General features: G+C 61.3%; 13 protein-coding genes. 9 read left to right on the top strand and 4 right to left on the bottom strand.

Going from position 1 to position 15,063, the window contains the following annotated elements:
• Positions 1-369: 369 nt before the first annotated feature.
• Positions 370-1,146 carry a polysaccharide deacetylase family protein gene (locus tag BMZ70_RS06810; protein WP_092271516.1) on the bottom strand — a complete coding sequence of 259 codons (777 nt, stop codon included), beginning with the start codon at positions 1,144-1,146 and terminating at the stop codon, positions 370-372.
• Between the two features lie 276 nt (positions 1,147-1,422).
• Between BMZ70_RS06810 and BMZ70_RS06815 the strand changes: the two genes are divergently transcribed.
• The 3 genes from BMZ70_RS06815 to BMZ70_RS06825 all read left to right on the top strand — a co-directional run bounded on the left by BMZ70_RS06815 (position 1,423) and on the right by BMZ70_RS06825 (position 3,566).
• A complete protein-coding gene (locus BMZ70_RS06815) occupies positions 1,423-2,199 on the top strand; it encodes a Crp/Fnr family transcriptional regulator (protein ID WP_165403507.1) in 777 nt (258 codons plus the stop codon).
• Between the two features lie 114 nt (positions 2,200-2,313).
• Positions 2,314-2,559, top strand: coding sequence for a hypothetical protein (locus BMZ70_RS06820; protein ID WP_130300876.1), 246 nt, complete (start codon positions 2,314-2,316; stop codon positions 2,557-2,559).
• 83 nt (positions 2,560-2,642) lie between these two features.
• On the top strand, positions 2,643-3,566 hold the full coding sequence (locus tag BMZ70_RS06825) for a sensor domain-containing diguanylate cyclase (protein ID WP_165403506.1): 924 nt from the start codon (positions 2,643-2,645) through the stop codon (positions 3,564-3,566).
• Here the strand turns inward: BMZ70_RS06825 and BMZ70_RS06830 are convergent.
• The 3 genes from BMZ70_RS06830 to guaB form a co-directional block, all read right to left on the bottom strand.
• Positions 3,559-4,956: a UDP-glucose dehydrogenase family protein gene (locus tag BMZ70_RS06830; RefSeq protein ID WP_092271523.1), complete on the bottom strand. Its 1,398-nt coding sequence runs from the start codon at positions 4,954-4,956 to the stop codon at positions 3,559-3,561. The genes BMZ70_RS06825 and BMZ70_RS06830 overlap by 8 nt on opposite strands.
• Positions 4,957-5,137: 181 nt before the next feature.
• Positions 5,138-6,748 carry a glutamine-hydrolyzing GMP synthase gene (guaA, locus tag BMZ70_RS06835; protein WP_092271525.1) on the bottom strand — a complete coding sequence of 537 codons (1,611 nt, stop codon included), beginning with the start codon at positions 6,746-6,748 and terminating at the stop codon, positions 5,138-5,140.
• Positions 6,749-6,808: 60 nt separating this feature from the next.
• The gene (gene guaB, locus BMZ70_RS06840; protein ID WP_092271527.1) at positions 6,809-8,272 is read right to left on the bottom strand and encodes an IMP dehydrogenase; all 1,464 of its coding nucleotides are present in this window, start codon (positions 8,270-8,272) and stop codon (positions 6,809-6,811) included.
• Between the two features lie 226 nt (positions 8,273-8,498).
• Here guaB and BMZ70_RS06845 point away from each other — a divergent pair, with 226 nt between their 5' ends.
• The 6 genes from BMZ70_RS06845 to BMZ70_RS06870 all read left to right on the top strand — a co-directional run bounded on the left by BMZ70_RS06845 (position 8,499) and on the right by BMZ70_RS06870 (position 15,063).
• On the top strand, positions 8,499-8,972 hold the full coding sequence (locus BMZ70_RS06845) for an FxDxF family PEP-CTERM protein (RefSeq protein ID WP_092271529.1): 474 nt from the start codon (positions 8,499-8,501) through the stop codon (positions 8,970-8,972).
• Between the two features lie 74 nt (positions 8,973-9,046).
• Positions 9,047-9,535 carry a DUF4124 domain-containing protein gene (locus tag BMZ70_RS06850; RefSeq protein ID WP_092271531.1) on the top strand — a complete coding sequence of 163 codons (489 nt, stop codon included), beginning with the start codon at positions 9,047-9,049 and terminating at the stop codon, positions 9,533-9,535.
• Positions 9,536-9,598: 63 nt separating this feature from the next.
• A complete protein-coding gene (locus BMZ70_RS06855; RefSeq protein WP_092271533.1) occupies positions 9,599-10,627 on the top strand; it encodes an HTH-type transcriptional regulator GntR in 1,029 nt (342 codons plus the stop codon).
• Between the two features lie 106 nt (positions 10,628-10,733).
• Positions 10,734-11,246 carry a gluconokinase gene (locus tag BMZ70_RS06860; protein WP_229205323.1) on the top strand — a complete coding sequence of 171 codons (513 nt, stop codon included), beginning with the start codon at positions 10,734-10,736 and terminating at the stop codon, positions 11,244-11,246.
• A gap of 96 nt (positions 11,247-11,342) precedes the next feature.
• The gene (locus tag BMZ70_RS06865) at positions 11,343-12,680 is read left to right on the top strand and encodes an MFS transporter (protein WP_229205324.1); all 1,338 of its coding nucleotides are present in this window, start codon (positions 11,343-11,345) and stop codon (positions 12,678-12,680) included.
• A 13-nt stretch (positions 12,681-12,693) separates the two neighbouring features.
• On the top strand, positions 12,694-15,063 hold the full coding sequence (locus BMZ70_RS06870) for a GH36-type glycosyl hydrolase domain-containing protein (RefSeq protein ID WP_092271537.1): 2,370 nt from the start codon (positions 12,694-12,696) through the stop codon (positions 15,061-15,063).

The raw sequence follows: 15,063 nt of genomic DNA on the forward strand, positions 1-15,063 counted from the left end.
GCCTTTTTGTTGTGCGGCAATATTAAGTCAGCGTATTTTGAATCCACAAGGAAAAATTTCAGATTAGCAATTTTTCATGGAATATCTTTACTTTAAAAAAAATGAAATAATTCCATGCCAAAATGTCCTGATCAATTTCCTATTTCCATGTCTTTTATACTCTGCACGATTCTGTTTATTAATACTTCCTTGCATTCCTTCCCTATGAGAAACCGCTTCATATCAAAAAATCCGGGATAAAATATTATTTTTAAATAAATAAGTTTGTAACGACCATCATAATTGCTGTGATAGCTTGTTTTTCCCCGTTAAAAAAAATTTTGACAATATTTCACCGCGCGCCCAATCCGTATTTTTTCAGCCCAATAATTAGCCAGAAATTTCTTTTGGGAAATAGTGAGCGGCCAACCCTGCGTTGGTCCAGCGCTGGCCGGGCGGCACGGTGCCGGCCACATGCCGCAACAAGCCGTCCAACGCCTCCCAGGCGGCCAGCCGTTCGATATCCATGCTGTGAAGCCATAAATGGAACACCCCGCCGCGCGCCAGCGCGTGATCGAGCATGGCGTGCAGCCGGCCTTGCCACTCCTGGCGCGCCAGCGCGTCCAGCAGCAGCGGGGCGCGCCGCTGCCAGTGGCCGCCGCGAATAAAGTTGCGCAGGTAGACCGCGCGGCCATGCGGATAAAACTGGCAGCTGGTGGCCAGTTCGAAGCGCCCCGGGCCGGGCCCCAGATGCAGATTGCTGGTGGTCCTCGCATAGTGAAAACCGGCCGCCTGTACCATTTGCACGTGTGCCGGCCGGTATTTTCCGCCGGGATAGCAGAATCCCGCCACCCCCTGCCCCAGGATTTGTTCCAGCGCGGTTTTGCCCCGTTCGATCTGGAACTGCGCCTGGCCGTCATCCAGGCGGCTCAGGAAACAATGGTCGTGCGTATGCGAGCCAATTTCGAAGCCCTGCGCCAGCTCACGCATCTGTGCGTCCCGCAGCACCGGCCATCCCTCGGTATTGTGAATTGGAAGATAAAACGTCGCATTGATCCCATGACGGGCCAGGTAGTGCGCCAGCCGCATATCGGCGGGATGGCCATCATCGACAGAGCAGCTAAAAATCATACCGAAAATTCCTTTTTTAAATTTCCCGCCACGCATGCATATGTAGTTTTATCCCTGCGCCAGCGCCAGATATTGCAGATGTTGTGACTTTCATCAGGAAAATTATGAGAAAGACCCGCAACTCCCGGTTATTAGCAGACCAGTCTGATACTCTGATTAAGCGTTATCCTATTGACACTGCTGCATTTTTGTTTATCTGAATATTTTTTCACCACTCGGCAGCACCGTTCTCATAGTCTTTCATTTGGCGCCGTATTGCGGTAGCTGGCATTCCCCGAGTTTGTTTATTATCAGGAGATGTTAATGTTTTCTATGCAGAAAATTTCATTCGATACGAAGACCAGTACCAGCGACCATTTGCCTGCGGCGCGGGCGGCACCGCCGCCACCGTCGTATTCGTCGTCGCTGGCCGAGCTATGTTCGTTGCTCAATATGAGCGTCGACCTGCGCCATCACCACCACTTCCGTCTGCACCACGTGCGGCTGCACCGCGACCAGCAGCTGTACTTGGCCGGGCAGCCCTGCCGGCAGCTGTACGTGGTCAAGACCGGCTTTCTGAAAGCTGTGCTGCCAGCCGACACGCAGCGTCCGACGGTGGTCGGCTTTCCCATGCGCGGTTCGCTGGTGGGGGTCGAAGGGATCGCCTCGGGACACCATACGGTTGAGGTGACGGCGCTGTCGGACTGCGAACTGGTGGTGCTGCCGCTCGACACCCTGGCCCTGCTCAGTCGCGAGTGCGTGGGCCTGAGCCGCAGCATGTGCTTTGTGATGGCCGGCGAGCTGGCGCGCGAACTGTCGATCAGCAAGCGGCGCGGCCTGAGCGCCAAAGCCCGGGTCGGCCGCTTTCTGCTGGACTGGTCGGAACGTTTCGCCAACATGGGCTACGCACGCAATACATTCAATCTGCCGATGTCGCGCGGCGACATGGGCAGTTACCTGGGCATGGCGCTGGAGACCGCCACCCGCGCCCTGCTGGCGCTGGAGCACGAGGGCCTGATCAGCACTAACTACCGTACCGTCTGCATTCATGACCGGCAAGCACTGCTGACCCTGAAGCGGATGCCGCGCCAACGCTGCCGGCCGGATTGACGCGCCATCATGTCTACCGCCTGGATCACGTTCAGCCGCGCGATGAAATACCTGGCCGGTCCCGGGGACCAGCGGGAGCGCCTTGCCCATGCCTGCAGCGCCGACATGCTGCACATGAAACGAAAGGAAATTCCACAGGAAGTGCGGGCGGAGTTCGATGCCCTGCTTCACCTGATCGGCAAAAACTGGACCGCCACGGCGACCGCCCCCACCGGGACCGCGCTGGTGCGCGCGCTCAACGATGCGCAGATCGCCCAGGCAGCCACCAAGGTGCTGGTGATCTACGACCAGTTGACCCGCTACCAACCGACCAGCAGCATGCCATTCACGCTGTCGAATAACCCGAAGGCCGGCGAATAGCAGCAGCCTGACAATCAACAAAAATCTCATGCGGAGGACAGTGCACCATGTTGGTTTCAACCGATCACAGCAGAAGGCAACCCATGCTGCAACTCGTCCCTGCGCAAGCCATCGCCCAACAACCGCTGCTGGCCAAGGCGCTGGCCGCCACCGCGACGCCAGCGTTGATTGCCGATGCCCACGGCAAGATCGTCTGGGTCAACCACGCGTTTATCGCCTTCAGCGGCGCCGCCGAGCATGAGCTGCTGGGCCAGCAGGCGCCGATCCTGCGCGATGGCAAGCGCGACAGCAGCGACTATGCGCGCGCCTGGCGCGCACTGCAGCGCGGCCACGAGTTGCACAACGAAGTGGCCGGCACCCATCGCAACGGCGCCCGCTACACGGTCGAGGAATTCATCACGCCGCTGTTCGACGACGGCGGCGAGATTACCCATTTCTTCGTGATCCGGCATGACATCACGCAACGTACCCAGCACAACGAAAAGATCCAGCATCTGGCGGACCACGATGACCTGACCGGCTTGCAGAACCGCAGCAAATTCCGCAAGGAGCTGGCCAGCGCCATCGGCCACGCACGGCAGAGTCCGCACATACTGGCCACGCTGTTTATCGACCTCGATCATTTCAAGCCGGTCAACGACCAGTTGGGCCACGACGTCGGCGACCTGCTGCTGACTGCGATTGCGCACCGCCTGCGCAACGCGGTGCGCAACGGCGACCTGATTGCGCGCTTCGGCGGCGATGAATTTGCGGTGCTGCTAACCGACCTGCCGGAAGCCGGCGTGGCCGAAGCGCTGGCGGCCAAGCTGCTGGCGGCGCTGACCCGGCCCTTCCTCCTGCAGAGCCATCGCGTCACCATCAGCGCCAGCATCGGCGTCGCCATCTACCCCCGTGACGGCCGGGATGCGCGCACGCTGCTGCTCAAGGCCGACCGCGCGATGTACCGGATCAAGCATGGCGGCGGCAACGGCGTGGCGACGGCGCCGCTGAGCAACGGCGCTATCTAGCCTCGCCAAGGGCGGCCTGGCCGCCCTCGCCGCTTCTCACCGAACGGCCGATGCTGTGGTATTCAATGCCGGCGTTGAACATCGCCTCGGGATCGAACAAATTGCGCCCGTCAAACACCACGGCCTGCTTCAGATTCGCCTTCAGCCGCTCCAGGTCCGGGCTGCGGAATGCCTTCCACTCGGTGACGATGACCAGCGCCTCGGCCTCCACCAGCGCGTCTGCCGGGCTGTCGGCAAAGCGCACCAGCGCCAGTTCGGTGGCGGACAAATCGAGCGCAAGCACGCGCCGCGCTTCGGCCATCGCAATCGGATCGTACACCGCCAGCGTCGCGCCGGCATCAATCAGCTGGCGCACCAGCACCCGCGCCGGCGCTTCCCGCATATCGTCAGTATTGGGCTTGAACGACAAGCCCCAGATGGCGAAATGCTTGCGCTCCAGATTGGCGCCGAAACGCGCCAGCACTTTGTGGCCCAGCACCAGCTTCTGCTTGTTGTTCACCGACTCGACCGCCCGCAGGATCTGCAGGTCGTGCGCACAATGGCGCGCCGTTTGCAGGAGCGCCTGCACGTCCTTGGGGAAACAGGAACCGCCGTAGCCGGCGCCGGCGTACAGGAAGCTGTGGCCGATGCGCGGATCGGCACCGATACCGCGCCTGACCACCTCGATGTCGACGCCGACATTTTCCGCCAGGTTGGCCAGCTCGTTCATGAACGAAATGCGGGTCGCCAGCATGGCATTGGCAGCGTATTTGGTGAACTCGGCCGACAGCACATCCATCCAGACGGTGCGCTCGTGATTGCGGTTGAATGGCGCGTACAGCCGCTTCATCAGCGCGGCGGCCTGCAAGCCTTCCGGCGCGTTGTCATGGCCGATCACGATGCGGTCCGGGCGCATGAAATCGTCCAGCGCGGCGCCCTCCTTGAGGAACTCGGGATTGGACACCACCGCGAACCTGGCATTGGCGCCACGTGCGTCGAGCTCGTCCTGGATCGCCCGCCGCACGCGCTCGCCCGTGCCGACCGGCACCGTGGATTTGTCGACGATCACCTTGTAGCCCGTCATATGCTTGCCGATGTTGCGGCTGGCGGCCAGCACATATTGCAGGTCGGCCGAACCGTCTTCGTCGGGCGGGGTGCCGACCGCAATGAACTGCAAATCGCCGTGCGCCACCGAGGCCGCCACGTCGGTTGAAAACCGCAGCCGGCCGGCAGCGCGGTTGCGCGCCACCACGTCCTCCAGCCCCGGCTCCTGGATCGGAATACCGCCCCGGTTCAGCAGATCGACCTTGCCCTGGTCGAGGTCGAGGCAGAACACCTCGTTGCCCAACTCGGCCAGACAGGCGCCAGTGACCAAACCTACGTAACCAGTACCGATAATCGTGATTTTCATGGAATTTAGCCCGGCGAGTGAGGGGTCGACACTGACCGCAATTTGCGGCAACAGCTGCTATTTGATATCAGCCCGGCGCCGCCGGTTTGCTGATTGTCATAAACTCCCGCCTCGAACGCAAAAAGGGCAGCCCGAATGAACAGGGCTGCCCTTCTTTAATCAGCATCTTATAGCAGACGCGTCATTCCCACTCGATGGTCGCAGGCGGCTTGCCCGAGATATCGTAGACTACACGGTTGATACCGCGTACTTCGTTGATGATGCGGTTCGACACTTTGCCCAGCAGCGAATGCGGCAAATGGGCCCAGTGTGCGGTCATGAAGTCTTGCGTCTGCACTGCGCGCAGCGCCACCACGTATTCGTAGGTGCGGCCGTCGCCCATCACGCCCACCGATTTCACCGGCAGGAACACGGCGAACGCCTGCGAAGTCGCTTCGTACCAGTTCTTCGGTTCGGCGTCCTGATCGAAGCCCGGCACGATGGTGGCCTGGTACGGGGTGTTGCGCAGTTCTTCGATGAAGATGGCGTCGGCCTGGCGCAGCAGGTCGGCGTATTCCTTCTTCACTTCGCCCAGGATGCGCACGCCCAAGCCTGGACCTGGGAACGGGTGACGGTAGACCATCTCATGCGGCAGGCCCAGCGCCACGCCCAGCTTGCGCACTTCGTCCTTGAACAGCTCGCGCAGCGGTTCCAGCAGCGACAGTTTCATGTGTTCCGGCAGGCCGCCCACGTTGTGGTGCGACTTGATGGTCTGGCCTTTCTTGCCCTTGCCGGCCGACTCGATCACGTCCGGGTAGATGGTGCCTTGCGCCAGCCATTTGGCGTTGACCAGCTTGCCCGATTCCTTGTCGAACACTTCGACGAATTCGCGGCCGATGATCTTGCGCTTCTGCTCAGGATCGCTGACGCCGGCCAGGTGGCCCATGAACTGGTCTTCCGCATCGACGCGGATCACTTTCACGCCCAGGTTGTTGGCGAACATGTCCATGACCATCTTGCCTTCGTTCAGGCGCAGCAGGCCGTGGTCGACGAACACGCAGGTCAGCTGGTCGCCGATAGCGCGGTGGATCAGCGCCGCCGCCACCGACGAATCGACGCCGCCCGACAGGCCCAGGATGACTTCATCCTTGCCCACTTGCGCGCGGATTTTCTCGACCGCTTCCGAAATGTAGTCCGGCATGTTCCAGTCCGACTTGCAGCCGCAGATTTCGTGCACGAAGCGGCTCAGCATGACCTTGCCCTGCACGGTGTGGGTCACTTCCGGGTGCCACTGCACGCCGTAGAACGATTTCTCTTCGTTGGCCATTGCGGCGATCGGGCACGACGGGGTATCGCCCATCAGCACGAAGCCCGGCGGCATTTCCAGCACTTTGTCACCGTGGCTCATCCAGACCTTTTGCATGCCGTGGCCTTCGTCGGTGACGAAGTCGACGATGCCGTCCAGCAGTTTGGTGTGGTTACGCGCGCGCACTTCAGCGTAGCCGAATTCGCGCACCTTGCCGTTTTCCACTTTACCGCCCAGCTGCGCAGCCATCGTTTGCATGCCGTAGCAGATACCCAGCACTGGCACGCCCAGTTCGAACACGGCGTCCGGTGCGCGTGGCGCGTCGCCTTCCAGCGTCGAGCTGTGGCTGCCCGACAGGATCACGCCGGCGGCGCCGTAGTTGCGCACGAATTCGTCGCTGACGTCATACGGATAGACTTCCGAGAACACGCCCGAATCGCGCACGCGGCGCGCGATCAGCTGGGTCACCTGGGAACCGAAATCGAGAATGAGGATTTTAGAGTGCATGGGATGTAAACCAGTTTGAATATAGAAAAACGCCGGCGGGCCGCCGGCGTTTGCAAGGTCTTAGTCGCCCGAACGGTAGTTCGGCGCTTCCTTGGTGATTTGCACGTCGTGCACGTGCGATTCGCGCATACCGGCCGAGGTGATCTCGACGAACTCCGCCTTGTTGCGCAGTTCTTCGATGGTGGCGCAGCCGCAGTAGCCCATCGACTGGCGCACGCCGCCGACCAGCTGGAAGATAATCGCCAGCACCGAGCCTTTGTAGGCCACGCGGCCTTCGATACCTTCCGGTACGAACTTGTCCTGCTTCATGGCCGCGTCCTGGAAGTAGCGGTCGGCCGAGCCGTCCGACATCGCGCCCAGCGAGCCCATGCCACGATACGATTTGTACGAACGGCCCTGGTACAGGATCACTTCGCCCGGCGCCTCTTCGGTGCCTGCGAACATCGAGCCCATCATCACGGTCGAGGCGCCGGCTGCCAGCGCTTTCGAGATATCGCCCGAGAAGCGGATGCCGCCGTCGGCGATACATGGCACGCCGGTGCCTTCCAGTGCTTCGGCCACGTTGGAGATGGCGGTGATTTGCGGCACGCCCACGCCAGCGACGATACGGGTGGTGCAGATCGAGCCTGGGCCGATACCGACCTTGACCGCATCGGCGCCGTATTCGACCAGCGCCTTGGCAGCAGCAGCGGTGGCGATGTTGCCGCCGATGACGTCCACTTGCGGGTACTTGGTCTTGATCCAGCGCACGCGGTCCAGGATGCCTTGCGAGTGGCCGTGGGCGGTGTCCACCACCAGCACGTCAACGCCGGCGGCGACCAGCAGGTCGATACGCTCTTCGTCCTTGGCGCCAACGCCGACAGCGGCGCCGACCAGCAGCTTGCCCTGCGAGTCTTTCGACGCCAGCGGGTGCTCGGTGGATTTCTGGATGTCCTTGACGGTGATCAGGCCGCGCAGTTCAAACGCGTCGTTGACGACCAGCACGCGCTCCAGGCGGTGCTTGTTCATCAGGCGCTTGGCTTCGGCGGTGTCGGCGTCTTCCTTGACGAACACCAGCTTTTCGCGCGGGGTCATTTTGGTGCGGGCTTCAGCGTCCAGCTCTTGCTCGAAACGCAGGTCGCGGTTGGTGATGATGCCGACCACTTCCTTGCCTTCAACGACCGGGAAACCGGAAATGCCATATTGCTCGGTCAGCTTGATGACGTCGCGGATTTTCATGGTCGGCGGGATCGTGATCGGGTCACGCAGCACACCGGCCTCGAAACGCTTGACGCGCGCTACTTCACGGGCCTGGTCCTTCGGATTCAGGTTCTTGTGAATGATGCCAATACCGCCTTCCTGGGCCATCGCAATTGCCAGGCGGGCCTCGGTGACCGTATCCATTGCTGCCGACAGCAGTGGAATGTTCAGGCTGATATTGCGGGTCAGACGGGTTTTGAGGGACGTATCCGCAGGCAGAACGTTGGAGTACGCTGGGACGAGCAGCACGTCATCGAATGTGAGTGCTTTTTGAAGTAGACGCATAGCATTTCCTATAGGCGCAAAGCGGCATTATACAGGAAACGCGATGTTCTGTCTGGAACTTATCAAACGGCCTCGGCAATTGTTAAATCTTGCAGCGCGGAATTGGTGTTGTTTTAACGCCAATCTAAGAAAAAAGATATCGTAGTTCCGCTGCTGAAAAGCGGCATAAACAGCCCGGTAGCTGCATCTGCCGGTCACTATAAACTATGTTTTTAGGGGTTCTACGATGAAACTGAAACTACTTGCTGCTGCAATTCTCGCCGGTGTCGCATTTTCCGCCAGCGCCGATGATCAATCGATCGCCATCACGCTGGGCCAAACCTACGACTTCGACGACATCGGTACCATCCTGAGCGGTGGCTCCGATACCATCACCTTCACCGGCTTGGCTGCTGGTTCCTACAATGTGGTCCTGTCCTACAGCGGCAACTATGTTAACCTGAGCTCGGTAACGCTGAATTCGGCGCCTGCTTCGTACTCGTGGACCGCCCCATCGGGCAAGTTCACGATCGGCGGCTTTGAACTGGCCACCGGCTCGCCGTTCAACCTGGTCCTGACCGGCAGCCCGATCGGTACCAACGTCGCCTCCTACAGCGGCCAGATCACCGTGACCGCTGTACCAGAGCCTGCCACCTACGGCATGTTGCTGGGCGGCCTCGGCCTGCTGGGCATGGTCGCTCGCCGCAAGAAGCAGTCGTAAGCATTACCCGCGCTCCAGTTGACAGTTGCCATGAATCATGGCGAAATCGCTGCATGCCTATCTGGAGCGCTCTTATGAATTACCGCAACAAGCTGTTGACCGCCCTATTGCTGGCCGCCGCCCCACTGGCGATGGCCCAATACATGTGGATCGACGACAAAGGCATCAAGCAATTCTCCGACCGCCCGCCGCCGCCCAATGTGCCGGAAAAACGCATTCTCAAGGCGCCCGGCAAACCGCTGTTCAATCCCAACGCCGTCGAGCCGGAACCGGCCGCCGAAGCGCCAACCGTCAAGCCCGCGCCCACGCTGGCCGAGCGCAATGCCGATTTCAACAAGCGCAAGGCCGATGCCGCCGAGGCCGCCAAGCAGGCCGCCGCCAACGCCCAGCGCAAGGCCGACGAAGCCGCCAATTGCAACGCCGCCCGCCAGAACCAGCAGGCGCTGGACCAGGGCCTGCGGCTCAGTTCGTACGATAAAAATGGCGAACGCGGCTATATGAACGACGAACAACGCGAAGAACTGCGTAAAAACACACAAAAAGTGTTGGCCGCCTGCAAATAGATATTCTTCCTTTGGGTATAGCTGCCGTATGATATCGCTATCAATATCACTCAGATTGCAGCAATGACCAAGACTCAAGCGGGCAAGAGCCGCGCCAGCGGCCGGATTACCCTTGCAATGGTGGCGGAAAAGGCCGGCGTGGCCACCATGACCGCCTCGCGCGCCATCACGCAGCCGGAAATGGTGTCGCAAGCCCTGCGCGACCGGGTCGATGCGGCCGTGGCGGAACTCGGCTATGTGCCGAACCGCGCCGCCCGCGCGCTGGCGTCGTCGCAATCGAAGGTGATCGCGGTGCTGGTGCCGTCGCTGTCCAACGCGGTGTTCACCGAAGTGCTGGCCGGCATCCAGGATGCGCTCGATGCGGACGACTACCAGATCCTGATCGGCAACACCCGCTATTCCGACAAGGAAGAGGAAAAGCTGATCAACACCTACCTGCAATCGAACCCGGACGGCATGCTGCTGTCCGGCCTGAGCCACAGCCCGCGCGTGCAACAGATCCTGTCCACGCTGCGCATGCCGGTGGTGTCGATGATGGACATGTCGACCGATCCGGAACAGCTGACGGTGGGTTTCTCGCAATTCCAGGCCGGCTACGCCATGACGCGCTACCTGCTGGACAAAGGCCACCAGCGCATCGGCTTTATCGGCGCGCAGCTGGATGAACGTACGCTGCGCCGCGCCGAAGGCTACCGCAAGGCCATGCAGGAAGCCGGCCGCGCCGACGGCAAGCTGGAAGTGATGGTGGCCGAGCCGTCCACCATCGCGCTGGGCGCCGAACTGCTGGGCCGCATGCTGGCGCAAGCACCCGATTGCGACGCCATCTTCTGCTGTAACGACGACCTGGCGCACGGTGCCATCTACCAGTGCCAGCGGCGCGGCATTTCGGTGCCGTCGCAGCTGGCCATCTGCGGTTTCAACGACTTGCCGGCCTCGGCGTGGATGAATCCGTCGCTGACCACCATCGGCACGCCGCGCTATCGCATCGGCTTTGAGGCGGCCACGCTGCTGCGCTCGGTCATCAAGGGCGAGCAGCCGGCCAACCGCCAGATCGACCTCGGCTTTACGCTGATGGCGCGCGAAAGCGCCTGAGCATAGCTATGAGCATGCGTACGCCTGCTGCGCCGCAGCATCGATAGTTCTTTACAAATTTCGCAATCCCTTTAAACTCGCCCCATCTGTTAGCGCTATCATTCATATGCTCAAAAGTATCAACATCAAGCCAGTCCGCTGGGTCGTCATGGGTGTCAGCGGCTGCGGAAAAAGTTCGGTCGGATTGCAGCTTGCCGGGGCGCTCAGCGTGCCTTTCCTCGAGGGCGATAATTATCACTCGTTCGAGAACGTGGCCAAGATGACGGCCGGCGTGCCGCTCACCGATGCGGACCGCGCCGACTGGCTGTGGGCCCTGCACCGCGAAATCCGCGAAGCGCGCCTCAAACACAACGGGCTGGTGCTGTCGTGTTCCTCGCTGAAGCGACGCTATCGCGACCTGCTGCGCAGCGCCGATCCGGAACTGCACTTCGCCCATCTGGCCGGCCCGCGCGAACTGATCGCCGAGCGCATGTCGGCACGCCAGGACCACTACATGCCAACCACCCTGCTGGACAGTCAATTGGCCACGCTGGAACCGCTGCAGGACGACGAAGCCGGCGTTGTTCTGGACATCGCGCTCCAGCCGGCGGAATTGGTGCGACAAATTTTACGAACATAGTTACCGCTATCAAAGAGCTCTCCCCGGAACCCTAACAAGTTCCGTTCAGGCAGTGATACCCTTACTGCCTGTTTTTACAAGCGTATGAAGACCACCGTGAACAAACATTTGACCTGGCGCGAAAAGATCAGCTACGGCATCGCCGACATGGGTTTCAATTTTTATTGGACCAATGTCGCGACCTTCCTGCTGATCTATTACACCGACACCTTCGGTATCTCGGCCGCCGCCGCCGCCTCGATGATGTTCACGATCAAGCTCATCAACGCATTCACCGACCCCATGATCGGCGCGGCGGCGGACCGCACCAGCACGCGCTGGGGCAAGTTCCGCCCTTACCTGATCTGGGTTCCACTGCCGCTGGCCGGCGCGGCCTTCCTCACCTATACCACGCCCGACCTGTCGGAAGACGGTAAACTGATCTGGGCCTACGGCACCTACCTGTGCATGATGGTGTGCTACACCTGCATCAACATCCCCTACAACGCCTTGTCCGGCGTGCTGTCGGCCGATGCGCAGGAGCGCTCCACCGTCAACGGCCTGCGCTTTATCTTCGCCTTCGCCGGCGGCACGCTGGTGACGGCGGCCACGCCGTGGCTGGTGCAGCAGCTGGGCGGCGGCAACGACAAACTGGGCTGGCAACTGACCATGCTGGCGTGGAGCGCCTTTGCCTCGGTGCTGTTCGTGCTCACCTTCCTCAACACGCGCGAGCGCATTGCGCCGCCGGCCGAGCAAAAGAGCAATGTGTGGCAGGACGTGCGCGACCTGTCGCAGAACCGGCCGTGGGTGGCGCTGTTCTTCCTGGCGCTGATCATCATGATCACCATCACGCTGCGCACCAGCAGCGCCGCCTACTATTTCAAATACGTGGTGGAGCGCCCGGACCTGATGGCGGGCTTTGTACCGGCCTATATGCTGGCTGCCGCCGCCGGCGCTTCGCTGACGCCGCTGATGACGCGCTTCGTCGACAAGCGCAAGCTGATGATGATCCTGATGACCATCACCGCCCTGCTCTCCTCGGCCTTCTTCTTCGTGCCGAAAGACCAGATCGCGCTGATGTTCGCGCTGCAGGTCGGCATGGGCCTGGCGCTGGGACCGAAGTCGCCGCTGGCCTTCTCCATGTACGCCGACACCGCCGACTACAACGAATGGCGCACCGGCCGCCGCGCCACCGCCATGACCTTCGCCGCCGCCACTTTCTCGCAGAAGCTGGGCACCGCCGTCGCGGTGGCAGTGATCGGCGCCATCTTCACCAGGCTTGGCTACGTCGCCAACGCCGCGCAGAGCGCGGTGTCGCAAGCCGGCATCGTGTGGCTGATGTCCTTTATTCCTGCCGCCTTCGCGCTGCTCGCGGTGGCGGTCATGTTCTTCTACAACCTCGATAACCACAAACTGCTGCAGATCCAGAAGGATCTTGAAGCGCGCAAATCCTGACGGAGAGATGTCTATGTTACGCCCCACCCACAACGGCGATCGCTATGAGCTGACCAGCCCTACGGCCATGCCGCAAGCAGCAGGCTTCCTGTGGAATCAGAAGATGATGATCCAGATTACCTGCCGTGGTTACGCCACCGCGCAGTTCATGCAGCCGGAACCCGCCAAGTATGCGCACGCGCCGAACCTGGAAGCCAAGACCTTCATGCAGCCGGAGCAGAACTACTACGCGCACCATCCGGGCCGCTTCTTCTACATCAAGGATGAAGAGACGGGCGAACTGTTCTCGGCGCCGTATGAGCCGGTGCGCACGCCGGTGGATCGCTTCAATTTCTCGGTCGGCAAGAGCAATCTGGAATGGACCGTCGAGCAGCTCGGCGTCCGCGTGGAGCTGGTGCTTGGCCTGCCGGTGGCGGATGTGGTGGAACTGTGGTCGCTGCGTGTGACGAACATCTCGGGCCGCGCGCGCAAGCTCAGTGTCTATCCTTACTTCCCGATCGGCTACATGTCGTGGATGAACCAGTCCGGCGAATACCGCGCGGACCTGGGCGGCGTAGTGGCCAGCAGCGTCACGCCGTATCAGAAAGTGGCGGACTACTTCAAGCAGAAGGACTTCAAGGACAAAACCTACTTCCTGTGCGAGCAAGCGCCGGATGCATGGGAAGTGCGCCAGTCCGCCTTTGAAGGCGAAGGCACGCTGAATCGCCCGGCCGCCATCGACGCCGAACAACTGGGCGGCAGCGATGCGCGCTACGAAACGCCAACCGCCGCCGTGCAGTACCGCGTATCACTGGCCGACGGCGAAGCGCGCGATTACCGCTTCGTGTTCGGTCCAGCGTTCGATGACGCCGAGATCAAAGCCGTGCGCGCAAAATACCTGAGCGCCGAAGGCTTCAAAACCACCGCCGACGAATACGCTACCTACATCGCCGGCGGCCCTGGATGCCTGCGCATCGAAACGCCGGACGCGGAGCTCGACAACTTCGTCAACAACTGGCTGCCGCGCCAGGTGTTCTACCACGGCGACGTCAATCGCCTGAGCACCGATCCGCAAACGCGCAACTACCTGCAAGACAATATGGGCATGAGCTTCATCAAGCCTAGCGTGATGCGCAAAGCCTTCCTGCACGCGCTGTCGCAGCAGGAAGCCAGCGGCGCCATGCCGGACGGGATCTTGCTGGCCGAAGGAGCGGAGCTCAAATACATCAACCAGGTGCCGCACACCGACCACTGCGTGTGGCTGCCGGTGGCGCTCAAGGTCTACCTCGATGAAACCGGCGACTACGACATCCTCAACGAAGATGTAGTCGGCGCCGAAAGCGGCGTCGCCCTCACCGTCTCCGAGCGCGTGAGCAGCGCGATGGACTGGCTGCTGCAAGCGCGCGACAAGCGTGGCCTCAGTTACATCGCACAAGGCGACTGGTGCGACCCGATGAACATGGTCGGATACAAAGGCCGTGGCGTGTCCGGCTGGCTGACCGTTGCCACTGCCTATGCGCTCAACCTGTGGGCCGAGATTTGCGAAACCACCGGCGCCAGTTCCTCGCTGGCCGAAAGCGCGAAGCACTTCCGCGCCGGAGCGCGCAACGTCAACCGCGCCGCCAACGAACACCTGTGGGACGGTGACTGGTTCGCACGCGGCATCACCGACGACGACGTGGTGTTCGGCACCAGCAAGGACAAGGAAGGCCGCATCTGGCTTAACCCGCAAGCCTGGGCCATCCTCGGCGGCGCCGCCAACGCCGGCCAGCGCGCCGCGATGCTGGCGCAGATCGACGCGCAGCTGTGCACCCCGTACGGCGTGCAGATGTTCGCGCCACCGTTCAGCGCCATGCGCGACGATGTCGGCCGCGTGACGCAGAAGCATCCAGGATCGGCGGAGAACGGCGCGGTCTACAACCATGCCGCCGTGTTCTACATCCACAGCCTGTACACCATCGGTGAAAGCGACCGCGCCTACACGCTGCTGCGCCAGATGCTGCCCGGCCCGAGCGAGGCGGATTACCTGCAGCGCGGCCAGCTGCCGGTGTTCATCCCCAACTACTATCGCGGCGCCTACCACGAGTATCCGCGCACGGCAGGCCGTTCCAGCCAGCTGTTCAACACCGGCACGGTGTCTTGGGCTTATCAGTGCTTCATCGAAGGCCTGTGCGGTTTGAAGGGTTGCAGCGACGGCCTGGCCATCAAGCCGCAACTGCCGTCGCACTGGGACGGCATGAAGGTGGTGCGCCAGTTCCGTCACGCGACTTTCAATGTGTCTATACAACGTGCCGACGTCAGCGAAATACAGGTCTGGCATGAAGGTAGGTGTTTGACTGAAAACGTTTTCACCGGTATCGTTGCGGGCGGAGCATATGCGCTGGAGGTCTTGATTCCGCGCTGA

It is taken from the genome of Duganella sp. CF402 (assembly GCF_900109645.1).
Lineage (GTDB): Bacteria > Pseudomonadota > Gammaproteobacteria > Burkholderiales > Burkholderiaceae_D > Rugamonas.